Source organism: Arthrobacter sp. UYEF3 (assembly GCF_040546245.1).
Lineage (GTDB): Bacteria > Actinomycetota > Actinomycetes > Actinomycetales > Micrococcaceae > Arthrobacter.
In genome coordinates this window covers 134658-157942 of the sequence record NZ_JBEPNK010000005.1, presented here as the reverse complement: position 1 = coordinate 157942, position 23285 = coordinate 134658, and the positions used below count along the sequence as shown (strand labels likewise).

Genomic DNA, 23285 nt, shown 5'->3' with positions numbered 1-23285 from the left:
TCGAAATTCCCGGCAAAGTGCCCCCGGGCGGCCGGGGCGACAGCCGACTGACCGCACCCCGCGGTGCATTCAGGCGGCGCTGAACTGCCTGCAAAAGCCGCTCCCGGGCTGTGGAATCTTCCGGTCGCTGTGGGCCCGCCGTCACTGTGCCGCCGCCGAGCTGACAGGACTGCCCCTGCGTCCGAGCGCTGCGGCCCGGGTCAGCGTCCCGCCGTCCGGGGGGCACATTGACACGGACACGCCGCTAAGTGGGCCCGCCGACGTCGAAATTCCCGGCAAAGTGCCCCCGGGCGGCCGGGGCGACAGCCGACTGACCGCACCCCGCGGTGCATTCAGGCGGCGGCGGGACGGCAAGAGCCCCCGGGCTGTTAGCCTGCGAAGAACTCGCTGAGTTCGGAGATGAGCTTGTCCGGGGCCTTGTTGACGCCGTCGTGGCCCATGCCCGGTAGGATCCGGTAGCTGGAGCCGGAGAGCACGTCGTGGATCTGGCCGCAGGCCACGCCGAAGTATGCCGGGCTCTTTTCGCCGACAATGATCAGCGTCTCGAGCGGCAGCTCCAGGAACGGTTCGGCCGGCATGTCGGCGGCGATGATCGCCTTGATTTCGCGGACACCGGTCTGCATGAGCTCCCGCAGCTGCTTGCCCACGGGTGTGCCGGCGGTGAGCTTGTTGGCCAGGGTCAGCATGGACAGCGGCATCCGGGACAGCGCGCTGCCGGTCTCGAGGCCGCGGACCAGCACGGCGAGGGCCCGGTCGTCGTCGCCCGCGGCCGTCAGGCGTTCATACTCGCCGGTCCAGTCCGCCGTGACGCTGTGGTTCACGGACACGGCCGGGTCATACACGGCGAGACGTTCCACCGGCAGGCTGCGGGCGGCATGCAGCGCCACCGCACCGCCGAAGCTATGCCCGAAGACGTCGGTGCTGGCGGTGTGCTTCATCACGGCGTCCAGGTCGCGGATATCCACATCCAGGGTGTAATCCTCCGGCTGCCGCGACGATGAGCCCCGGCCGCGCCGGTTGAAGCTGTGGACCGGCCGGCCCAGGGCGGAGCTGAGTTTCTGCGCGAAGCGGGTGTAGTCGGCGGCCGTCACCATCGAGGCAGCCACGACGACGACGCCGGACCCCGCCGCGGCCAGTTCCGCACCCGTGCTGAAAAGCTCAAGGGTTCCGCCGTCGGGGGTTCTGATGTTCTCGCGGGTCATGCTCCGAGCCTATCCGAGGCGCCCGGAACCGCACAGCGGGAGGCCGCTAGCTGCCCAGCCTGCCGCCGGAGAGCTCGAGGTAGCACGAGCCGCAGAGCGACTCGTACCAGGCGTCCTGCCCGTCTATGGCCACCTGCTCGCCGTCGAACACCCACTGTTCGCCGATCCGGCGGGTGTTAAAGATGGCCTTGCGGCCGCACCGGCAGATGGTCTTGAGCTCCTCGACGGTGTGCGCGATCTCGAGGAGCCGGAGCGAACCGGGGAAGGCGCGGGTGCGGAAATCTGAGCGGATGCCGTAGGCGAGCACAGGCACGTTGTCCAGGACGGCGATCCGGAACAGGTCGTCCACCTGCTGCGGCTCGAGGAACTGGGCCTCATCCACCAGCAGGCAGGCCACGGGCGGCGTGTCCACGTGCTGCAACAAGGCATCGGGGTCGTCACCGTGAGCGTGCGCCGCGAACAGCTCACGGGCGGATGCCCCGGCGGGGATCAGGAAGTCCACTGCGCGGGTCATCCCCAGCCGGGACACGACGTCGGCGTCGCCCTTGGTGTCGATGTCCGGCTTGGCGAGCAGTACCCTTTGGCCGCGCTCCTCATAGTTGAACGCGGCCTGCAGCAGGCCTGTCGACTTGCCGGAGTTCATCGCGCCGTAGCGGAAGTAGAGCTTGGCCAAGGGGGTCCTTTCGACAGCGGTCGCCCCCGATTCTAGTGCCAGAAGTCAGCGCCCGGCCTCAGCCGGCGCCGGACCCCGAGGCGCATCGGCCTGCCGCCGTCGAGCAGGAACCTGGCCGCTATCAGCGCCAGCCTGCGATTACCGGGCCGGATCGGTCCCTCGTGCAGCTGGCCCGGCACCACGGCAAACTCAATTGCCGGGACCGCAGCCGCGAGCTGCCGCCCGGTGTCGGCGAAGTAGCCCGGACTCCAGCCGCCGGTGAGCATCAGTGTGGGCATGGTGACGGCGGCAAAATCGGCGAGCTCGGCGTCGGCGGCCAGCACGGCGCGCATCTCGGCAACGGCGGTGGGCAGCAGCTCCCGCATCTCTGCGCCCAGGGTGGCTCGGGCCGAGAGGATGCTGAGCATGCGCAGGGCGCCCGGAGGCAGCTTCGGGATCGGCCCTGCGGTTTCCAGGCCCTGGACCAGCAGGGACCAGGCCCGGTCCAGCTCCCCGGCCGCCACCGAGCGCTCCAGCTCCGGCCGCCAGCGGCTGGTGAGGTTCCCGGCCAGCGACACGGCGGCGTCGTAGGTCACCAGCCGGCGGATAGGCACGCTCCGCGCGGCCTGCAACGCCACAAACCCGCCGTAGCTGTGCGCGACCACGTCGGCGGAGCCGGTGTGCCGCAGTACGGCGGCCAGGTCGGCCACTTCCGTCGCCGCCGAGTAGTCCGGGGGCTGCGGCGAGGACCCGGCCCGGCCGCGGCGGTTGTAGCAGTGCACCGGACGGCCCAGCATCCGGCTCAGGGTCCGGGCGAAGGGGAGGTACAGCCCATCGGTGATCAAGGTCCCATGCACGACGACGACGCCGGCACCCGCCGCTGCGCCCTCGGGCTGCCCGGTGCGCCCGGGCCGTCCGGCTAAATTGTCCGGTGCCGCTGCGGGCGCTGTGTCGTGGGCCTTTTGCGGCGCTGGCAGCAAGGTGTGCAGCTCGAGGTGCCCCGCGCCGTCGTCGGTCCGAATCGTCCACGTCCCCACAGCTGCGAGTCTATGCCCGGTCTATTCCCGCCCTCCCGCGCCGGCGGCGGCCGAATGCCCGGTAAACTTGGGGATTGTGACTTCCCAAAACACCTCCGCCCCGAACCCCGCCGCCGAGCACTCCGACGCCAGCGAGCAGACGCTGGTCCGTATGGAGAAGCGCGCCAAGCTGATCGACCGTGGCATCGAGGCGTACCCGGTGGGGGTCGAGCGCACGAATTCGCTGACCGAAATCCGCGAAAAGTACTCCCACCTTGAGGCCGACGAAACCACCGGCGACAGCGTCGGCGTGACCGGCCGCATTGTCTTCATCCGCAACACCGGCAAGCTCTGCTTCGCCACCATCCAGGAGGGCGGGCCGGATGGCAAAGCCGTGCGGCTGCAGGTCATGCTCAGCCTGGCGAACATCGGTGAGGAAGCGCTCGCTGACTGGAAGTCGCTCGTTGACCTCGGCGACCACGTCTTCATCAAGGGCGAGGTCATCTCCTCCCGCCGCGGCGAACTCTCGGTGATGGCGGAGTCCTGGACCATGGCCTCCAAAGCGCTGCGGCCGCTGCCCGTGCTGCACTCCGAGCTCAACGAGGAAACCCGCGTCCGCCAGCGCTACGTGGACCTGATTGTCCGTGACGAGGCCCGCGAAATGGTCTACACCCGGGCCGCGATCACGCGTTCCATCCGCGAAACGCTGCACCGCCAGGGCTACGTCGAGGTGGAAACCCCGATGCTGCAGCTGGTGCACGGCGGCGCCACGGCCCGACCGTTCGAGACCCACATGAACGCCTTCGACCAGAAGATGACGCTGCGCATCGCCACCGAGCTGTACCTCAAGCGCACCGTGGTGGGCGGGATCGACCGGGTCTACGACATGGGCCGCGTGTTCCGCAACGAGGGCGTCGATTCGACGCACAGCCCCGAATTCACCACGCTGGAGAGCTATGAGGCCTGGGCTGACCAGTTCGTCATGGCGGACCGGATCAAGGAGATCATTCTCGACGCCGCCGACGCCGCCGGAGTGGGCCGCGTGCTGCAAACCGAGCGCGGCGACATCAACCTCGACGGCGACTGGGCCTGGATGGCTGTCTACCCGGGGCTCTCCGACTTCGTGGGCCAGGAAATCACCCCGGAAACCCCGGCCTCCGAGCTGCTGGCCATCGCCGCCAAGCACGAGATCAAGGTCGACGCCGGCTGGGACGCCGAGAAACTCGTCGTCGAACTGTTCGGCGAACTGGTCGAACCAACGCTGCTCAACCCCACCTTTGTTTATGACTACCCGCCCTCCGCGCAGCCGCTGGCACGCCAGCACCGCGAGGACAACCGGCTGATCGAAGCGTGGGACTTGATCATCGGCGGAATGGAACGCGGCACCGCGTTCTCCGAACTGATCGACCCGGTCATCCAGCGCGAACGCCTGACCGAACAGTCCCGCCGTTCGGCCGCCGGCGACGTCGAGGCCATGCAGTTGGACGAAGACTTCCTCCGTGCCCTCGAATACGGGGCCCCGCCGATGGGCGGCATCGGCCTCGGCATCGACCGGCTGGTCATGCTCTTCACCGGCGCGGGCATCCGCGAAACCATCCTCTTCCCGTTGCTGAAGCCCGAAGGACACTGAACATGGATTACATCGCCGTCCTGCTGCCATCCGTCGTGGTTGGCCTCATCTTCTGGTTCGCCATGAAGGCGATCTTCAATGCCGATAAGTCCGAGCGCAGGGCCGAGGCCCGCGCCCAGGCGGAGGCCGCAGCCCGCGCTCCGGAACAGAATCCAGTTCCGGAGAACGGCCAATTCCCGGAACAACGCTAATAACGGGAGCTATTCTTTCCTGTGAATTGACTTGGAACCGCATTTACGCTTTGACTCACGGCCATAAAAGGATGGATACTTTCTACAGATACATCCTGCTTTTCTAAATTCTTATCCTTTTGAAAAGAGAACCTTTATGGCACAGAAAGTCAAAATCATCCTCGTTGATGATCTGGATGAGGGATCCGCGGACGAAACTGTCCGGTTTGGCCTGGACGGCGTCAGCTATGAAATTGACCTGTCGTCCGGCAATGCGTCGGAACTCCGCTCGGCGCTCGAGCGGTACGTGGCCCATGCACGCAAGACATCGAGCGGCCGGGCAACGCGGACTAAAGTTCCGGCCGGCCGCAATCAAGACTCGGCACAGATCCGTCAGTGGGCCCGGGACAGCGGCTATGCAGTAAACAGCCGCGGCCGTATCCAGGCCGAAATCCAGGAAGCCTACCAAAAGGCGAATTCCTAGTTCGGCCGCACTGAAGGGGGCCTGCCCGGAAACGGCGGCGCCGCTCAAGGGGCATATGGCCAGGTCAGCCCTGCCGCTTCGGACGGACATTTCCGACGCCGTTCGACAATGCCGGCATGACAATGCCCCTGCCCCTGCGGCGGGGGCATTGTCATGCCGGGAGCCCCACGGCCGCGGGCACGCCGTCCGGCTTGTTCCGTCCGGCTTGTTCCGTCCGCCTCGGTCCCGGTCCGTCCGGGCCGGCGCGGGCCGACGAACGGAGCCAGCCGGGCAGCCCGGTTTCCCCCACGGCGAACAAGCCCCAAATCTGGAACTCCGCCACGTAGCATCAAGGTACGTCGTAGCTAGGAGTGTGGCGAAATGTTTGAGCGATTTACAGACCGTGCCCGTCGCGTGGTTGTGCTTGCCCAAGAAGAGGCACGCATGCTGAACCACAATTACATCGGTACCGAGCACATCCTCTTGGGTCTGATCCATGAGGGTGAAGGTGTTGCCGCCAAGGCCCTCGAGTCCTTGAGCATCTCGCTCGACGGCGTCCGCGAGCAGGTGCAGGAGATCATCGGCCAGGGCCAGCAGGCCCCGTCCGGGCACATCCCCTTCACCCCGCGTGCCAAGAAGGTGCTGGAGCTCTCGCTGCGCGAGGCCCTGCAGCTGGGCCATAACTACATCGGTACCGAGCACATCCTGCTCGGTCTCATCCGCGAGGGCGAAGGTGTGGCAGCCCAGGTGCTGGTCAAGCTCGGAGCGGACTTGAACCGTGTCCGCCAGCAGGTCATCCAGCTGCTCTCCGGCTACCAGGGCAAGGAAACCTCCGGCGCCGGCGCCGGCCCGGGCCAGGCCGAAGGCACGCCCGCCGGCTCGGTCGTCCTGGACCAGTTCGGCCGGAACCTGACCCAGGCCGCGCGCGAAAACAAACTGGACCCGGTGATCGGACGCGAATCCGAGATGGAACGCGTCATGCAGGTCCTTTCCCGCCGCACCAAGAACAACCCGGTGCTGATCGGCGAGCCCGGCGTCGGCAAGACCGCCGTCGTGGAGGGCCTGGCCCAGGCGATCGTCCGCGGCGACGTGCCGGAGACCATCAAAGACAAGCAGCTGTACACCCTGGACCTCGGGTCCCTCGTGGCCGGCTCTCGCTACCGCGGTGACTTCGAAGAGCGGCTGAAGAAGGTCCTCAAGGAGATCCGCACCCGCGGCGACATCATCTTGTTCATTGACGAGATCCACACCCTGGTGGGTGCCGGAGCCGCCGAAGGCGCCATTGATGCGGCCTCGATCCTGAAGCCCATGCTCGCCCGCGGCGAGCTGCAGACCATCGGTGCCACCACGCTTGATGAGTACCGCAAGCACATCGAGAAGGATGCCGCCCTGGAGCGCCGGTTCCAGCCGATCCAGGTCAAGGAGCCCTCCGTCGCCGACGCGATCGAGATCCTCAAGGGCCTGCGTGACCGCTACGAAGCGCACCACCGCGTCACCATCACCGACGGTGCCCTGGCCTCCGCTGCCAGCCTCTCCGAGCGCTACATCTCGGACCGCTTCCTGCCGGACAAGGCGATCGACCTGATCGACGAAGCCGGTGCCCGGCTGCGGATCCGGCGCATGACCGCCCCGCCGGAGCTGAAGGTCCTGGACGAGAAGATCTCGGCCATGAAGCTGGAGAAGGAATCCGCGATCGACGCGCAGGACTTCGAAGGTGCTGCGTCGCTGCGCGACAAGGAGCAGAAGCTCATTGCCGAGCGCGCCGAAAAGGAACGCCAGTGGAAGACCGGCGGCATGGACGATATTTCCGAGGTGGATGAGGATCTCATCGCCGAGGTGCTGGCGAACTCCACCGGCATCCCGGTCTTCAAGCTGACCGAGGAAGAGTCCTCCCGCCTGCTGAAGATGGAAGACGAACTGCACAAGCGTGTCGTCGGCCAGAACGAGGCCATCAAGGCCCTGTCCCAGGCGATCCGCCGCACGCGTGCTGGCCTGAAGGACCCGAAGCGTCCGGGCGGCTCGTTCATCTTCGCCGGCCCCACCGGCGTCGGCAAGACCGAACTCGCCAAGGCCCTCGCGGAGTTCCTGTTCGGCGAGGACGACGCGCTGATCACGCTGGACATGTCCGAGTACTCGGAGAAGCACACTGTCTCCCGGCTCTTCGGTGCCCCTCCGGGCTACGTTGGCTACGAGGAGGGCGGCCAGCTGACCGAGAAGGTCCGGCGTCGTCCGTTCTCTGTTGTCCTGTTCGACGAGGTGGAGAAGGCACACGCCGACCTGTTCAACTCGCTGCTGCAGATCCTGGAAGACGGCCGCCTGACCGACTCCCAGGGCCGCGTGGTGGACTTCAAGAACACCGTGATCATCATGACCACCAACCTCGGCACCCGGGACATCTCCAAGAGCGTCGCGACCGGCTTCCAGTCCGGCACGGACACGCAGACCGGCTACAACCGGATGCGCGCCCGGGTCACGGAGGAGCTCAAGCAGCACTTCCGCCCCGAGTTCCTGAACCGTGTCGACGACGTCGTCGTGTTCCCGCAGCTGACCCAGGACGAGATCATCGAGATCGTGGACCTGTTCGTCAACCGCCTGGAAAAGCGCCTCAAGGACAAGGACATGGGCATCGAGCTCACGCCCGCGGCCAAGGTGCTGCTTGCCACCCGCGGTTACGACCCCGCCATGGGTGCCCGGCCGCTGCGCCGGACCATCCAGCGCGAGATCGAGGACCAGCTCTCCGAGAAGATCCTCTTCGGCGAGCTGCACTCCGGCGACATCGTGGTGGTGGATGTGGAAGGCGAAGGCGACACTGCAAAGTTCACCTTCGCCGGCAACGCCAAGCCGCGCATCCCGGAAATCGCGCCGAGCGTCTAGGCGCCGCCCGGTAGGATGCCAACAAGAAAGCGCCGGCCGCTTCCCGTCAGGGAGGCGGCCGGCGCCTTTGTCGTGTGGGTGTGCCGGCGGGTTCAGGCGATAACCGTGATCCAGTCGCCGTCAACCGCCGCTGTCAGCCTGGCCAGGGGTTCCCTGGCGGGGCCGTTGAGCACGCTGCCGTCGGATCCCTTGAACGAGGAACCGTGGCACGGGCAGGTGAAGTCCGCGCCGGCCGGCGCCACCGGGCAGCCGGCGTGCGTGCAGGCGGCGTCATACGCCAGGACTGTCTTGTCGGCGGGCCGGAAAATCACCACAGGCTTGCCGTTGACGGTCCCGGTGGCCGTGGCACCCACCAATACATCCGTTAGTTTGCCGACCCTGACCGCGGTGCCGGCCGGGACGGAGGGTTCGGCAGCCGCCGTGGAGGCCGGGATCGGGGCAACGGAGCAGGCCGAGAGGCCCAGGGCGCCGCAACCCACGGCGCCGGCGCCGAGCAATAGGGAGCGTCGAGGCAGGAAATTTTCAGGGTTCATACACCCATCATGCCAACGGACCCTGATAGGCCGCTGCGACTCCGGTGCAGTCATTCCGCGTGGTTAGACGGCGTCGAGCAGTCACGCGCCGAAACTCCACATCTCAATTCGGGTAGGGGCCGGTTGTCGGCGTGCCCGTCGCGGACCTTGACGGCGATGGCACCGACGCTCACCGCATGGCGTGTTGCGCCGGACACCGTTTTTGGAAAAACAAGTAGTCGATACTCGTGTAGGAAAATTCGGCAGGATCATATGCTGGTGGATTATACCGTGCCGGCCCGGCCGGGGGGACTTGCCGAAGGGGGCAGATGGTGGAGCAGTTATGGGGGGACGGGTTTTTGTCCGGGCAGCGGGTGTTGGTCATCGCCCCGCATGCCGACGACGAGACCTACGGTTGTGCCGGGACGATCGCGAGGATCAAATCCCTAGGCGGTGACGCCTACGTGCTGCTGGGCTCCTTGGGCGGCATCCACCATTACGGTCCAGCCGGTCAAGGGGAGATGATGCACCGGGTCAGCGCGCAGACCCGGCTGAAGGAATTCGACACCGTGATGGAACTCTTGAAGGTCGATGACTGGGAAGTGATGTTCGCCCGGGAATCCATGCACATGGCCCTGGACACCGTGCCCCGCCGCGACCTCGTCAGAATGATTGAACGCGATGCCCGCCTTTCGGTGGAGAACATCCAGCCCACCATGCTGCTCATCCCCTCGATGAGCTACAACCAGGACCACGAAGCGCTCTTCCGAGCCTGCATGACGGCCGCGCGGCCCGGGCTGCGCACAGAGCGACATTTCATCCCCTTGGTGCTCGGCTATGACAACACCAGCCTGTTCTGGTCCCCGGACCACGAACGCTTCCACCCCAACCTGTATATCGACATCAGTGACTTCCTGAATCTGAAGCTCAAAGCATTGCGTACCCACGCCTCCCAGGTCAGGGGGCCCCTCTACCACGGAAGCCCTGAGGGTCTGGAACTGCAGAGCCGGCTGCGGGGCCGGGAGATCTCCGCCGAATCAGCCGAGGGTTTTGTCGTCCACCGGGCAGTGTTCTGATGGTGATGGTCTCGGTCCACCAGCCCAATTTCATGCCCTGGCAAAGACTCATGGCCAAAATTCTGGACAGCGACGTATACGTCGCCTATGACAGCGTCCAATTCACCAGGCAGGAATTCCACGCCCGACAGCTCTTCCGGACCCGGGGTGGCAAACCTGCATGGTTGACGCTGCCAGTCGTCAGCACCGGAACCCGGCAGATCCTGAACGCGGTCCGGCTCGTCCCCGAACCAGGATGGCGCCAAAGGCACCTGGACTTCCTCGAAAGTAATTACTCCCAGGCCCCGTACTTCGGAGAAGTCTTCCCCTTGGTCCAGTCGGTCTATGACCGCCGGCGTGAGATGCTCGTGGACCACAACCTGGACCTGCTCGAACAGTTCTGCCGGTATCTCGGCTCCGGAGTCAAGATCGTCCGGGCCAGCCACCTGCCGCACACCGGAACGCGGGAAGAGCGGCTGTTGGATCTCGTCCGCCACGCGGGCGGCGATGCGCACCTCACCAGTACCACGGCTACCCACGTCATCGACTGGACCGGCTTCGATCACGCCGGCATACCCGTCCATCTCCAGGCTTTCGATCACCCCGTCTACCCGCAGGGCCAACTGCCCTTCCTCCCAAACCTGGCCGCCGCCGACCTGCTCTTCCACACCGGCAGGGCCGCGGGCCGAATTCTCGACTCCTCCTCCCGCGCCGAGCCGCGGACCGCCGCAGCCCCAGCAACACTGGCAACCACCAGGCGCTGACCGTTTGGGGCCGGTGCTCATCAAGGCCGAGGCGGCCGGCGTGCCGTGGAGGAACAGGCCTTGATCTGAAAGCAGTGTTTCACTCTGAGTGAACGGGGTGTGATCCGGCCCACGGGGGGTGTTGAATCGAGGGCATGGCTTCCACCGACACGCAGACCCTGGGCGAACACCCCGACACCCCGTTCCACGATCTGGACCACTACCTCGCAATCCCGCGGGTAAGCGGCCTGGCGCTGAGCCCCGACGGCACAAGGCTGGTCACCACCGTGGCCACGCTGAACGACAAGGGCACCGAATACCGCACCGCGCTGTGGGAACTGGACCCCGAAGGGAACAAGCAGGCCCGGCGGATCACCCGCAGCGCCAAGGGTGAGGCGGGGGCCGTGTTCGCGGCGGACGGCAACCTCTACTTCACCTCGGCGCGGCCGGACCCCGAAAGTCCGGACGCCGATCCGGTCAACGCGCTCTGGGTTCTTCCGCCCGACGGCGGTGAGGCCAGTGTGGTGCTCTCCCGCGCCGGCGGTGTCAGCGGCCTCCTGGCCGCGAAGGACGCCGGCGCCCTGTTCGTCGCGGCTTCCGTGCTTGCCGGCTCCACAGACGAGGACAACGACGAGGAGCGCCGCAAGACCCGCCAGGACAACAAGGTGGCCGCGATCCTGCACACCGGCTACCCGGTACGCTATTGGGACGCGGACCTGGGCCCCGCGCAGCCGCGACTGTTCGCCGTCGACCCCGGCGCGGAGCCGGAACCAGGAAAGCCGGGCACCGTCGACGCCGTCCCTGAAGTCAAGCTGCGCAACCTGACCCCCGACGCCGGCAACGGGCTCCGCGAGGCCGACACCGTCGTCAGCCCGGACGGGAAGACCCTTTACAGCAGCTTCACCCGGCCGCTGGCGAATGCCGACTCCCGCACCGTGCTGGTGGCGGTCGACGTGGCCACCGGCACCCGCCGGGTCCTGCTGGACACCGAGGGCATGAGCTATTTCCCCGGCCCGGTCAGCCCCGACGGCCGGACCCTGGTGGTGCTTAGCGAGTCCGACACGACCCCCGGGCAGGCACCCCGGATCGGCCTGCATCTGCTGGCCGTCCCGGCCGACGGAGACGCTGCGCTGAGGCCGCTCGCGCCGGGCTGGGACCGCTGGCCGAGGCCCGCCGCCTGGCTGCCGGACGGATCGGCCCTACTCGTGACGGCGGACGAGGACGGAGCGTCGCCGGTGTTCCGGGTTGGTGTGCCCGGTACTGCCGGTGCGGACGCCGGCCCGGTCCGGCTCACGGCCGACTCCGCCGCCTATACCGACGTCGCCGTCGCCCCGGACGGCCGCAGCGCCTACGCGCTCCGCAGCTCCTACGAGTTCCCGGCGGAGGCGGTGCGGATTGACCTGTCCGGCGGCGGCGTCACCCGGCTGCAGGCTCCTGCCGGGCGCCCCGCCTACCGCGGCGTGCTCGAGCGGGTGGAGACGACGTCGGCCGCCGGCGACCGGGTCCCCGGCTACCTGGCGTTGCCGGAAGGCGCCTCGGCCGGCAACCCCGCGCCGCTGCTGCTCTGGATCCACGGCGGCCCGCTGGGCTCCTGGAATGCCTGGACCTGGCGCTGGAACCCTTGGCTTCTCGTGGCCAGGGGCTACGCCGTGCTGCTGCCGGACCCTGCCCTGTCCACCGGTTACGGCCAGGACCACATCCAGCGCGGCTGGGGCGAATGGGGCAACGCCCCTTTCCTGGACCTGATGGCGATCACTGATGCCGTTGTCCGCCGGCCGGACATCGACGAGACGCGCACGGCCGCAATGGGCGGTTCCTTCGGTGGCTACATGGCCAACTGGGTGGCTGGGCACACGGACCGGTTCAACGCGATCGTCACGCATGCGAGCCTCTGGGCACTGGACCAGTTCGGCCCGACCACGGACTCCGCGCAGTACTGGCTTAAGGAAATGACGGCCGAGATGGCCGCGGAGAACTCCCCGCACCTGCACGTGGAAAACATCCGCACGCCCATGCTGGTCATCCACGGCGACAAGGACTACCGCGTGCCGATCGGCGAGGGGCTGCGGCTCTGGTACGAGCTGCTCTCCAAGTCGCAGCTGGCCGCCGACGAGAAGGGCGAGACCGAACACCGCTTCCTCTACTTCCCGGACGAGAACCACTGGATTCTCCAGCCCCAGCACGCCAAGGTCTGGTACGGGGTGGTCGAGCACTTCCTCGCCAGGAACCTGCTGGACAAGGACATTCCCGTCCCGGACGAGCTCGGCCTCTGATCCCGCCGGGATGCCGCGCCGTAGGATTGGGCTGTGACTGAGACGATCCGCATCCGCCCTGCCCGCACCGGCGACGTCGCCACCGTGAAGACCCTGGTTGCACCCCTGGCCGGGCAACGGATCCTTATGGCCAAAGAGACCGTGGCGTACTACGAGAGCCTCCAGGAGTTCCGGATCGCCGAGACGGGCGACGGCGAGGTGGTCGGCTGCGGGGCGCTGCACGTGATGTGGGAGGACCTGGCCGAGGTGCGCACGCTGGCCACTGCGGATGCGTGGCGCGGCAAGGGCGTGGGGCACCTGCTGGTAGAGCGGCTGCTGGAAGATGCGACGGCGCTGGGCGTCTCCCGCGTGTTCTGCCTGACCTTCGAGGTGGACTTCTTCCGGAAGCACGGCTTCGTGGTGATGGCCGACCAGACGGCCGTGGACCCGGTGGTGTACTCAGAGCTCCTGCGCTCGCACGATGAAGGCGTTGCGGAATTCCTGGACTTGGCGCGGGTCAAGCCCAACACCCTGGGCAACACCCGGATGATCCGGGCGCTGTAGTCCGGGGCCTACCCTTGGCTGGGCCCCGGTAGTAGGGTCTAAGCAAGCAGCCAGGACACCATCCAGGGAGCACAGCCATGAAGAAACTCATTAACGATCCCAGAGCCGTGGTCGACGAGTCAGTGGAGGGGTTCGGGCTGGCGCATGCCGACCTGGTGACCGTCCACCCGGACCCCAAATTCATCGTCCGCAAGGACGCTCCGGCGGCGGGCAAGGTGGGCCTCGTCTCCGGCGGCGGCAGCGGTCACGAGCCCCTGCACGGCGGCTACGTGGGGATGGGCATGCTCGACGCCGCCGTGCCCGGCGCGGTGTTTACCTCGCCCACCCCGGACCAGATCCTGCCGGCGACGCTCGCGGTGAACTCCGGGGCCGGCGTCGTGCATATCGTGAAGAACTACACCGGCGACGTGCTGAACTTCGAGACCGCCGCCGAGCTGGCGCAGGCCGAGGGGGTGGAGGTCCGCACGGTGCTCGTCAACGACGACGTCGCCGTCCAGGACTCGCTCTACACGGCCGGGCGCCGCGGCGTGGGCGGAACTGTCCTAGTGGAGAAAATAGCGGGCGCGGCGGCCGAGCGCGGGGACAGCCTCGACGCCGTCGCCGCCATCGGTGACCGGGTCAACCACAACGTCCGCACCATGGGCGTGGCCCTGACCGCTTGCACCGTCCCGCACGCCGGCGTGCCCAGCTTTGAACTCGAGGACAACGAGATCGAGATCGGCATTGGCATCCATGGCGAACCGGGACGGCACCGGATCCCGATGGAGAACGCCGACGGCATCACGGACCGCCTGCTGGACCCCGTCGTCAGCGACCTCGGCCTCGCCTCCGGGGACAAGGTCCTGCTGTTCGTCAACGGCATGGGCGGCACGCCGCAGAGCGAGCTGTACATCGTCTACCGCCGGGCCGCGCAGCGGCTCGCGGACCAGGGCGTCACCGTGGCGCGCTCGCTGGTGGGCAACTACATCACCGCCCTCGAGATGCAGGGCTGTTCCATCACCGTCCTGCGACTCGACGATGAAATGACAGGGCTCTGGGACGCACCCGTCCACACGCCGGCCCTTCGCTGGGGCGTCTGAACGTGGGGCTGGACGTCCACTGGGCGGTACGGTGGCTGACACTGTCCGCGGAGGCCATGGCCGAGCACCGGGTGGAGCTCATCGACCTGGACCGGCCGATCGGGGACTCAGACCACGGCGAAAACATGGACCGCGGCTTCAGGGCCGTGATGGACAAGCTCACCGAAACCCCGCCGGAAACGGCCGGCGCTGCGCTTAAGCTCACCGCCATGACCTTGATGTCGAAGGTGGGCGGCGCCGCCGGGCCGCTGTACGGAACGGCGTTCCTGCGGGCCGGCACGGCGCTCGGGGATATCACCGACATCGATGCGGCCACGCTGGCCGCCGCCCTGCAGGCAGCCCGCGACGGCATCGTGGCCCGCGGCAAGGCCGAATCCGGTGACAAAACGATGGTGGATGCCTGGACCCCTGCGGTTGATGCGTCCGCCGCCGCCGCGGATGGCGACGGCGATGTCCACGAGGTCCTGGCCGCCGCTGCCGAGGCGGCCGAGGCGGGGGCCGTGTCCACCGACCCGATGCTCGCCCGCAAGGGCCGCGCCAGCTACCTGGGGGAGCGGAGCATCGGCCACCGGGACCCGGGAGCGGCATCCAGCGCGCTGATCCTGCGCGCAGCCGCCGCAGCCGCCGAATGACGGTCGGACTCGTCGTCGTCTCGCACAGCGAAAAGATCGCCGACGGCGCCGTCGAACTCGCCGCGCAAATGGCGCCCGACGTCGTGATCGTGGCCGCCGGCGGCACCGACGACGGCAGGATCGGAACCAGCCTGGAGAAGGTGATGGCCGCGCTGGAACGAGCCGCGGGGGGAAACGGCGTCGTGGTGCTGACCGATCTTGGCTCCGCCGTGATGACAGCGGAATCCGCGGTGGAATTCGCCGCGGATCCGGAGTCCATCCGGCTGGCGGACGCCCCCCTGATCGAAGGCCTCGTCGCGGCCGCCGTCGCCGCGCAGGCCGGGGCCGACGCCGTTACCGTGAAGGAGGCCGCCGAAGCCGTCTACCGGCCACCGGCCCAGCAGCCGGGGCCCGGGCACGGACACGGACACCTGCAACCGCCGGATGCCCAGGGCGACTTTGAACTCGTCAACCAGGCCGGGCTGCACGCCCGGCCGGCCGCGAAAATTGCCGGCGGCCTGGCCGGAATGGACGCCGACGTCAGAATCAACGGGGTCGACGGGGCATCCATGACGGAGCTTATGATGCTTGGTGCCGGCAAGGGAACCGTGCTGCACGTCGAGGCCAGCGGGCCGGACGCGGGCCAGGCGCTGGACTACCTGGGCGGCTTGATCAAGACCGGTTTCGGGGAGCCCTAAGCCCGGGAGAAGCTAAGCCCGGGGGAAGCTCAGCCCGGCAGCCGCAGCCCGGCCGGGAGCAGTTCGGCCAGGCCGTCGCTGAGCAGCCCGGCGACGGCTCGTTCCAGCTGCTCAGGCGCCGAGTTCAACCGGTGCAGCGCCGCCAGCGGGACGCCGATCCCCGCGGCCTCGAAGCCCAGGTCCGCTGGCGCGTGCTCCAAAAGTTCGCGGGCCACCGGCGAGTCGGCCACCCGCAGCACAGCCATCACGGCGCCGCGCACCTGCCGGTCCGTCCCGTGCCAGGCCTGCCCTTTGGGCGTGTAGGTGGGCGGCGGTTCACCTGCGGCGAGCCAGGCGCAGGCCCCTCGGACGGGACAGTCGCCGCACTTGGGGGTCCGGGCGGTGCAGACGAGCGCTCCCAACTCCATCACAGCGGCGTTCCAACGCACGGAGGCGGCGGCGTCGTCGGGCAGCAGTTGCGCCGCCAGCCGCATCTCGCCGGCCGTCAGGGCAGGCGCCGGCAGCGCGGCCCCGGTGAAGAGCCGGGCGTGGACCCGGCGGATGTTGGTGTCCACCACCGTCTCCCTGCGGCCGAAAGCAAAGGCGGCGACGGCGGCCGCCGTGTAGCTGCCGACGCCGGGAAGCTCGAGCAGGTCGGGGTAGCTGCCGGGGACCTGGCCACCGTGGTTGTGGACGATCGCGACGGCGGCCGCGTGCAGCCGGAGTGCACGGCGCGGATAGCCCAGCCTGCCCCAGGACCGGACCGCCTCGCCGGCTGGTTCCCTGGCCAGGGCGGCCGGGCCGGGCCAGCGCCGCAGCCATTCCTCCCACACCGGCAGCACCCGGACCACGGGCGTCTGCTGCAGCATGATTTCGCTGACCAGCACGCCCCAGGCAGAGCAGCCGGCAGCGCGCCACGGTAGGTCCCGGGCGGCCTCATCGAACCAGGTATCCAGGGCAGCGTGCAGTTCGGCGGGCGGGACGGCCGCAACGGCCGGGCGGGCGGGGGAATCGGCTAGGGCTTTGATCGAATCAGCCTAATAGAGATCAGGAGCATACTCCGGCCAGCGGCGTGGTGGCCCCGCATAACCCGCGGCATTCTCTAGCCTAGAAGGATGGTCAGGCAAGGCAGCTCAGGAACGCACGGTGCGGGACCGCGGCCGTCCGCCAAGGCAAAGACCAGCGGAAGCGCGGCCCGGAAACCCGTCAGTCCGGTCTACCGCCGCCGCCGGCTCTTCGCCGGGGCCATCCTGCTGCTGGTACTCGCCCTCGCCGTGGGCGGGTTCGCGGCAATCTCCGGCTCCATCAACGGCGCCCCCCCGGCGGCCACCGACGGCGAGTCCCCCCAGCAGGAACTACCGGGCAGCACCTCTGCCCCCAGCCAGTCCGCCGGCCCGACGGCGTCAGCAACTGTCTCGCCGAGCCCGAGCACGGGCTGCGACGAGAAGCTCTTGACGGTCTCGGCGGCCACGGACAAGGCCGCCTACAGCCCGGGGGAGAATCCGTTGCTGACGCTGAAGGTCACCAACGGCAACCGGGTGCCGTGCGAAGTCAACATCGGAACGTCGCAGATGGAGTACCTGGTCACGAGCGGAACTGACCGGATCTTCTCGTCCAAGGACTGCCAGGCGGACAATACCGACCTTGTAAAAACCATCGCGCCGGGACAGAGTGAAAGCGCGAATTTCCCGTGGGATCGTAAGCGCTCGGTGCAGGGATGCGCCGCGGTCGCGGCCAAACCTGCCGTAGGAACCTATGTCGTTACCGCCCGGCTCGGCAGCAAGACCAGCGCCAAGGCCGTGTTCCAGCTCGGCTGATCCCGTCGGCTGCTCCACAGGTGCCCTTTAGAGGGCCGAAAAGGGCGGTTTCGGAGCAATCGCCGGCGGTGCAGCGGGGCTTAGAGGAACCGGTCCAGCAGGCTCGCCTCGGCCATCCGGCTCAGGCCTTCGCGGACGGTACGGGCGCGCTGGTCACCGATCCCGTCCACGGTCATCAGGTCATCAATGGTGGCCGCCATCAGGAACTGCAGCCCGCCAAAGTGGTCCACCAGGCGGTCGGCAACGGCCTTGGGCACCGCCTTGAGACCGGAGAGCAGGCGGTAGCCGCGGGGCTGCACGACGGCGTCGAGGTTCGCCTCGCCGCCGGCGAAGCCGACGATCCCTGCGATCTTGCCCAGGTCGATGAGTTCGGTCGGCCCCAGGTTCACGAGGGCCTTGACGGCTTTGTCGATGTCCTCGGCCGAGGCGCCTGCTCCGGAGTAGTCACGGATGATCACGTCGCTGCCCGGTCCGCGGCCCACCGTCAGTTCATCCAGCTGGAGCGAGAGCAGGCGGCCGTCCTCGCCCAGTTCCAGCACGTACTGGGAGATCTCCTCCGAGATGCGCCGCACCATCTCCTGGCGCTGCAGGGTCACTGCCACATCCCGGACGGTCACCATGGCCTCGATCTCCAAGGCGGACAGCGAACTGGTCACCTGGTCCAGACGCGACCGGTAGCGTTCCAGGGTGGCCAGCGCCTGGTTGGCGCGGGCCAGGACCTTCTCGGAGCCTTCCAGGACGTGGCGCAGCCCGTTCACGTAGAGCGCGATGATCTGCATCGACTGGCTCACGGAAATGACCGGGACGCCGGTCTGGATGGCCACCCGTTCCGCTGTCCGGTGCCGGGTGCCCGTCTCCTGGGTGTCAATGCTGGAATCGGGCACCAGCTGCACGCCGGCGCGCAGGATGTTGCTCGCATCCTTGTCGCAGACAATCGCACCGTCCATCTTGGCCAGTTCCCGCAAGCGGGTGGGGGAGAAATCGATCCCGATTTCGAAACCGCCCGAACAGATGGATTCGATGGTCCGGTCGATGCCCAGCACGATCAGGGCGCCGGTACGTCCGCGGAGGATGCGCTCCAGCCCGTCCCGCAGGGGCGTCCCCGGTGCCACCCTGGCCAGAGTCGCCTTGAGTGCATCTTCGGGACTCCGAGCCATGCAATTTCCCTTCAAAGGTGCAGGCCGCTGCCCGCAAGTACGCCGGTTTCGTCGTTCGCCGGCAAGAACAAAAGTGCCCGGTTTCCCGTAAGCACCATCATAGGGGCACCGGCGGACGGTTTCCGCACGATCAAGGGCCAAAGTGGCCCATTCCGGGCCGCCGGCAGGCACCTCGCAAACTGACACCCCCGACCTCACTCAAACGGCACTTTGCAGCGCCGCAACGGCGACTACCCAGCCGCGCCGCCGCCTGCGATAAACTTGAAGCCTTGGGTGTATCGCGGGCTCTCCGCCCCGTGACCCGTTCACAGCCGCAGCGAAAGTAGCACCGTGTCTCAAGAAGTCCACAGCCCCGCCCGAGTCCACAAGATTCACCAGCAGGCAGCCCGGCGCCGGACCTTCGCAGTCATCTCCCACCCCGACGCCGGCAAGTCCACCCTCACCGAGGCGCTCGCCCTGCACGCCAAGGTGATCGGCACCGCCGGCGCGTCCAGCGGCAAGGCCAACCGCAAGGAGACCGTCTCAGACTGGATGCAGATGGAAAAGGACCGCGGCATCTCCATCAGTTCCGCGGCACTGCAGTTTTCCTACCGGGACACCGTCATCAACCTGCTGGACACCCCCGGCCACGCGGACTTCTCCGAGGACACCTACCGCGTGCTGGCCGCCGTCGACTGTGCCGTGATGCTGGTGGACGCCGCCAAGGGCCTGGAAACCCAGACCATGAAGCTCTTCGAGGTCTGCAAGCAGCGGAATCTGCCCATTATCACCGTGATCAACAAGTGGGACCGGCCCGGTCTGGACGCCCTGGCCCTGATGGATGAGATCACCGAACGCACCGGCCTGCAGCCCATGCCGCTGACCTGGGCGGTGGGTATCTCCGGCGACTTCCGCGGTGTCTGGGACCTGCGCAATGACCGGTTTGCGCAGTTCAAGCGCAACAACGCGGGCGCCAACATCGCCCTTACCGAGTACTTCACACCGGAGCAGGCCGCCGCGAGCCAGGGCGTGGACTGGGCCAACGCCGTGGACGAGGCCGGACTCGTGATCGAATCCAACCTCGCATTCGACGTCGAGGCCTTCCATGCCGGCAAGGCGACACCGATCCTGTTCAGCTCGGCGGCGCTGAACTTCGGCGTCAAGGAAATCCTCGACGCCCTGGTCGACTTCGCCCCGCCGGCAGCGCCCCGGCCCGACGTCGACGGCGACCCGCGCCCCGTCGATGCGCCGTTCTCCGGCTTCGTCTTCAAGGTCCAGGCCGGCATGAACAAGGCCCACCGGGACCATGTGGCGTTCATCCGGGTCTGCTCCGGCATGTTCGAGCGCGGCATGGTGGTCACCCAGGGCCGGACCGGGAAGTCCTTCGCCACCAAGTACGCCCAGCAGGTGTTCGGCCGTGAACGCGAGGTGATCGACGAGGCCTTCCCGGGCGACGTTGTGGGCCTCGTGAACGCCTCCTCGCTCCGCGTCGGGGACAGCCTGTTCCTGGAGCGGCCGGTGGAGTTCCCTGCCATCCCGTTGTTCGCCCCGGAACACTTCCAGGTGGCCCGTTCCAAGGACCCCAGCCGGTTCAAGCAGTTCCGCCGCGGCATCGAGCAGCTCGAACATGAGGGTGTCATCCAGGTGCTCCGCTCCGACATCCGCGGCGACCAGGCCCCCGTGCTGGCCGCCGTGGGCCCGATGCAGTTCGAGGTGGTCGAGGACCGGATGTCCCACGATTTTAGTGCCCCGATGCGGCTTGAGCGGCTGCCCTACTCGCTGGCGCGGATTACGACGTCGGACGCCATGCCCGTACTGGCCAACGTGACCGGCGCCGAGGTGCTGCTGCGCTCCGATGGCGAGTATCTGGCCTTGTTCAACGATGTCTGGGCCCTGCGCCGGATCGAGAAGAACCACCCCGACCTGACGCTGGTGCCGATCGGCACGCACAACCCGGCAAAATAGCCGCCTGGCTCCGGCCGCAGCCCGATCCGGACCCGCTGCCAGGGCGCCCGCCGGGGGGAGCCGAATTTTCCCGCCGCGGGATCTTGCTGAATCCGCATTCCGCGGTATCATAAGTAACCTTGTCACTTTTGCGGGCGCCGGCAGATTGGGCCGGCTTTAGCTTTGATCTGCCCGTTCCGTCTGCGGGCCCTTATTGAGGGAACACACAAACTCGTTGACGATAACTATGGAATCCGGCCTGCTGCTCAGCGGACGGTACCGGATCGAATCCCTCATTGGCAGGGGAAGCCAATCAACCGTATACCGCGCATTTGACGAATTATTGCAGCGCGACGTTGCGGTCAAACTCTTCCGCAACGACGCGGACGATCTCGAACGCACCCGCCGGCAAAGCCAGGAAGTGCGGATCCTCGCCGGGATGAGCCACCATGCCCTGGTGACGCTGTTCGACGCCGGGGCTGACCTGAGCAATCCGGACTCCAGGCTGACCTACCTCGTGATGGAACTGGTCCGCGGACAAGACCTGCGCCACCGGTCCATCCGGGGGCCGCTCTCCGCAGCGCACATGGCCCACATCGGCTACGACCTCGCGGACGGGCTGTCCTACATCCACCACCACGGGATCGTGCACCGGGACATCAAACCGGCGAACATCCTGCTGGTGGACTACAGCAACGACGACCGCCGCCCCCGGGCTAAACTGACCGATTTCGGCGTGGCGGCCATCATGGGTCAGAACCGCGCGGACGACGACGGCGGCACCTCCGGGACGCCGGCCTACCTGAGCCCCGAGCAGGCCGGCGGCGAACCCGCCGGGCCGGCCAGCGACATCTACTCGCTCGGACTCGTCCTGCTCGAGGGACTGACCGGAAAGATGGCTTATCCGGGTGCGCCGATCCAGTCCGCCGTTGCGCGGCTGCTGCATGACCCCCAGATTCCGGAGGAGCTCGCCCCCATGTGGGCGGCATTGCTGTCCTCCATGCTGTCGCGCGACCCGGCCGCCAGGCCGCCCGCCCGTGAGGTATCCCTGGCCCTACGCCAGGAAGTGATCAACAGCGCGGCCCGCCACCGGCTGGACCGGACGGCGGAGGCGACTGACGAGGACGGCCGGATGCGCGCCGTCGAACGCTACCGGATCCTCGACACGCCCGAGGACGGCGCCTTCGACCGGATCGCGGCGCTCGCAGCCCGGGTTTTTTCGGTGCCGGTGGCAATCGTCAGCGTCGTGGACCATGACCGGATCTGGTTTAAGGCCCACCACGGCACCGAGGTCACCGAGATCGGCCGGGACCCGGGGCTCTGCGCCTCGGCGATCCTGCAGGACGGGCCCTGGATTATCGAGGATGCCGGGACCGACCCGCGGACACTTTCCAACCCGCTGGTGGCCGGGGACTTCGGGCTGCAATTCTATGCGGGGGTTCCGCTGCGCACACCGGACGGCTTTAATCTGGGCACGTTCTGCATCCTGGATCGGGAGCCGCGGGTATTCACCGCGGAGGACACCCGGACGCTCGAGGACCTCGCCGGGATTGTCATGAACGATCTTGAGATGCGGTTGCAAAGCCGCGAGGCGATCGTCGGCTAACGCCTGCCGGCGTGCAGTGCGAGTTCCAGCTCAAACCGCGCCACCGGGTCCTCGAGCGCGTCCCCGAATAATTCCCGCAGCTGGGCCGCCCGGTAGCCCACGGTCTGCGGATGGATGCCCAGTTCAGCGGCCACCGGCCCGCGCTGGCCCCAATGGCGCAGCCAGGAAAGCAGGGTTTCGGCGAGCCGCTCGCGCTGCGCCGGGCGGAGCCCTTCCAGCGGCGCGAGCCGGCGGTTAGCCAGCTCGGTGATAGCGGAGGGCTCGGCGCCGAGGATCACTGCCGCCAGATGTTCGTCCGCCCAGATCGGCGGGTCCCCCGGGCCGTCCCGGAGCGGCAGGACCGACGCCGCCAGAACGGCCAGGCGCAGGGATTCGGGAACCTTTTTCCAGCCGCCGGCCGGGCCCACTGACGCGCCGCGGCCCCGCAACACCTTCTCCAGGTCCGTCCGTGCGGACTTGGCCTTGTGCGCCGGGACCAGCGCCACCGCGTCGGTCTCGCGTTCGATCAGCAGGGTTCCCGGGCCCAGCCGCAACCGCAGCCCGGCGGCCCGGTCCACCGGCAGTGTGACCACCGACATGCGCTGCGGCAGCGACCAGTCAGCCATGGCCGCGCTCTGGCGCAGCGCCGCCTCGTCCGCCTGACCCAGCAGCAGCAGATCCAGCAGTTCGGTGCGGCGCCGGTCCACGGCTCCGGCGCGTTCGGACTGCTCAAAGGCATAGGCCTCGGCGCTGACCGCGGACAGCTCGTCGATGTACGCAAGAATCGATTCGCCCAGGTTCACCACCACGTTCTGGCCGAGCTGGTGCTCCACCGAGACCTTGGACATCTCGCGGAACGTGACGCGGGCGCCCATCCGGTAGGCACTTAGCAGCGCGTCCATGCTCCGCCCCTGCCGGAACTCTCCGCTGCCCAGTCCTGCCACGAGCTGCCGGCTCTCCACGGAAAGCGCCGGAAGCGTGGTGCCGGGAAGCTGCAGGAATCGGTCCAGTGCCGCCGCCACACCGCGCCGGAGGCCCCGCCCGAAGCGGCCCTCAATGGGCCGGGCATAGGCGGGAACCAGCTGCGGCACCGCCGCGATGATGGCTTCCACGATGCCGGGCATCGTGGGTCGCAGCATGTCGGACACTTCTTTCGGCAGCGCCAGCCACGGCGGGTCGTAGGCGGGGGAGCCGGTGTTGGCGGCGGGGGAAGCGTCCATGACGGGAATCCAAAAGGTTGTTGTGCAGAGATAGTTTCTTAGAGTCGATCGTATGCCTTGGGTGAAGAAGTATGGCTTCCGCT

At 67.7% G+C, this 23285-nt stretch carries 21 protein-coding genes; 14 read left to right on the top strand and 7 right to left on the bottom strand.

What is annotated here, in order from left to right:
- Positions 1-368: 368 nt before the first annotated feature.
- From ABIB14_RS05545 to ABIB14_RS05535, 3 genes are read right to left on the bottom strand one after another with little or no spacing between them, the layout of a single operon-like run.
- Positions 369-1202 carry an alpha/beta fold hydrolase gene (locus tag ABIB14_RS05545; RefSeq protein WP_354234695.1) on the bottom strand — a complete coding sequence of 278 codons (834 nt, stop codon included), beginning with the start codon at positions 1200-1202 and terminating at the stop codon, positions 369-371.
- Positions 1203-1248: 46 nt separating this feature from the next.
- Positions 1249-1875: a thymidine kinase gene (locus tag ABIB14_RS05540; RefSeq protein ID WP_354234693.1), complete on the bottom strand. Its 627-nt coding sequence runs from the start codon at positions 1873-1875 to the stop codon at positions 1249-1251.
- Positions 1876-1907: 32 nt separating this feature from the next.
- Positions 1908-2891, bottom strand: a complete 984-nt coding sequence (locus ABIB14_RS05535) for an alpha/beta fold hydrolase (RefSeq protein ID WP_354234691.1) — start codon at positions 2889-2891, stop codon at positions 1908-1910.
- A 76-nt stretch (positions 2892-2967) separates the two neighbouring features.
- Here ABIB14_RS05535 and lysS point away from each other — a divergent pair, with 76 nt between their 5' ends.
- From lysS to ABIB14_RS05515, 4 genes are all read left to right on the top strand, one after another.
- Positions 2968-4500 carry a lysine--tRNA ligase gene (gene lysS / locus ABIB14_RS05530; protein ID WP_354234690.1) on the top strand — a complete coding sequence of 511 codons (1533 nt, stop codon included), beginning with the start codon at positions 2968-2970 and terminating at the stop codon, positions 4498-4500.
- Positions 4501-4502: 2 nt separating this feature from the next.
- The gene (locus tag ABIB14_RS05525) at positions 4503-4691 is read left to right on the top strand and encodes a hypothetical protein (protein ID WP_354234688.1); all 189 of its coding nucleotides are present in this window, start codon (positions 4503-4505) and stop codon (positions 4689-4691) included.
- A 136-nt stretch (positions 4692-4827) separates the two neighbouring features.
- Positions 4828-5154, top strand: a complete 327-nt coding sequence (locus ABIB14_RS05520; protein ID WP_354234686.1) for a histone-like nucleoid-structuring protein Lsr2 — start codon at positions 4828-4830, stop codon at positions 5152-5154.
- Positions 5155-5514: 360 nt separating this feature from the next.
- Complete coding sequence (locus ABIB14_RS05515) at positions 5515-8007, top strand: ATP-dependent Clp protease ATP-binding subunit (RefSeq protein ID WP_354234684.1); 2493 nt, start codon at positions 5515-5517, stop codon at positions 8005-8007.
- 92 nt (positions 8008-8099) lie between these two features.
- Here the strand turns inward: ABIB14_RS05515 and ABIB14_RS05510 are convergent, their stop codons facing one another.
- Positions 8100-8540, bottom strand: coding sequence for a Rieske (2Fe-2S) protein (locus ABIB14_RS05510; RefSeq protein ID WP_354234682.1), 441 nt, complete (start codon positions 8538-8540; stop codon positions 8100-8102).
- Between the two features lie 308 nt (positions 8541-8848).
- Here ABIB14_RS05510 and ABIB14_RS05505 point away from each other — a divergent pair, with 308 nt between their 5' ends.
- The 7 genes from ABIB14_RS05505 to dhaM all read left to right on the top strand — a co-directional run bounded on the left by ABIB14_RS05505 (position 8849) and on the right by dhaM (position 15521).
- A complete protein-coding gene (locus ABIB14_RS05505) occupies positions 8849-9595 on the top strand; it encodes a PIG-L deacetylase family protein (protein ID WP_354234680.1) in 747 nt (248 codons plus the stop codon).
- A complete protein-coding gene (locus tag ABIB14_RS05500; protein ID WP_354234678.1) occupies positions 9595-10338 on the top strand; it encodes a WbqC family protein in 744 nt (247 codons plus the stop codon). The genes ABIB14_RS05505 and ABIB14_RS05500 overlap by 1 nt, the downstream gene beginning before the upstream one ends.
- Positions 10339-10472: 134 nt before the next feature.
- On the top strand, positions 10473-12590 hold the full coding sequence (locus tag ABIB14_RS05495; RefSeq protein WP_354234676.1) for a S9 family peptidase: 2118 nt from the start codon (positions 10473-10475) through the stop codon (positions 12588-12590).
- 33 nt (positions 12591-12623) lie between these two features.
- Positions 12624-13133, top strand: coding sequence for an amino-acid N-acetyltransferase (locus tag ABIB14_RS05490; protein WP_354234674.1), 510 nt, complete (start codon positions 12624-12626; stop codon positions 13131-13133).
- Positions 13134-13210: 77 nt separating this feature from the next.
- The gene (dhaK, locus tag ABIB14_RS05485) at positions 13211-14212 is read left to right on the top strand and encodes a dihydroxyacetone kinase subunit DhaK (RefSeq protein WP_354234672.1); all 1002 of its coding nucleotides are present in this window, start codon (positions 13211-13213) and stop codon (positions 14210-14212) included.
- 2 nt (positions 14213-14214) lie between these two features.
- A complete protein-coding gene (gene dhaL, locus ABIB14_RS05480) occupies positions 14215-14844 on the top strand; it encodes a dihydroxyacetone kinase subunit DhaL (protein WP_354234670.1) in 630 nt (209 codons plus the stop codon).
- Complete coding sequence (dhaM, locus tag ABIB14_RS05475) at positions 14841-15521, top strand: dihydroxyacetone kinase phosphoryl donor subunit DhaM (protein ID WP_354234668.1); 681 nt, start codon at positions 14841-14843, stop codon at positions 15519-15521. The genes dhaL and dhaM overlap by 4 nt, the downstream gene beginning before the upstream one ends.
- A gap of 29 nt (positions 15522-15550) precedes the next feature.
- On the opposite strand, the gene ABIB14_RS05470 is transcribed toward dhaM, so the two are convergent.
- Positions 15551-16387, bottom strand: coding sequence for an iron-sulfur binding domain-containing protein (locus tag ABIB14_RS05470; RefSeq protein ID WP_354234666.1), 837 nt, complete (start codon positions 16385-16387; stop codon positions 15551-15553).
- Between the two features lie 228 nt (positions 16388-16615).
- Between ABIB14_RS05470 and ABIB14_RS05465 the strand changes: the two genes are divergently transcribed.
- Positions 16616-17317, top strand: a complete 702-nt coding sequence (locus tag ABIB14_RS05465; RefSeq protein ID WP_354234664.1) for a hypothetical protein — start codon at positions 16616-16618, stop codon at positions 17315-17317.
- A gap of 80 nt (positions 17318-17397) precedes the next feature.
- On the opposite strand, the gene disA is transcribed toward ABIB14_RS05465, so the two are convergent.
- Positions 17398-18474: a DNA integrity scanning diadenylate cyclase DisA gene (disA, locus tag ABIB14_RS05460; protein WP_354234662.1), complete on the bottom strand. Its 1077-nt coding sequence runs from the start codon at positions 18472-18474 to the stop codon at positions 17398-17400.
- A 330-nt stretch (positions 18475-18804) separates the two neighbouring features.
- Between disA and ABIB14_RS05455 the strand changes: the two genes are divergently transcribed.
- Both ABIB14_RS05455 and ABIB14_RS05450 read left to right on the top strand, forming a co-directional pair.
- Positions 18805-20418: a peptide chain release factor 3 gene (locus tag ABIB14_RS05455; protein ID WP_354234660.1), complete on the top strand. Its 1614-nt coding sequence runs from the start codon at positions 18805-18807 to the stop codon at positions 20416-20418.
- A 214-nt stretch (positions 20419-20632) separates the two neighbouring features.
- Positions 20633-22003: a GAF domain-containing serine/threonine-protein kinase gene (locus ABIB14_RS05450; protein WP_354234658.1), complete on the top strand. Its 1371-nt coding sequence runs from the start codon at positions 20633-20635 to the stop codon at positions 22001-22003.
- Here the strand turns inward: ABIB14_RS05450 and ABIB14_RS05445 are convergent.
- Complete coding sequence (locus tag ABIB14_RS05445; protein WP_354234656.1) at positions 22000-23202, bottom strand: PucR family transcriptional regulator; 1203 nt, start codon at positions 23200-23202, stop codon at positions 22000-22002. The genes ABIB14_RS05450 and ABIB14_RS05445 overlap by 4 nt on opposite strands.
- Positions 23203-23285: the final 83 nt, after the last annotated feature.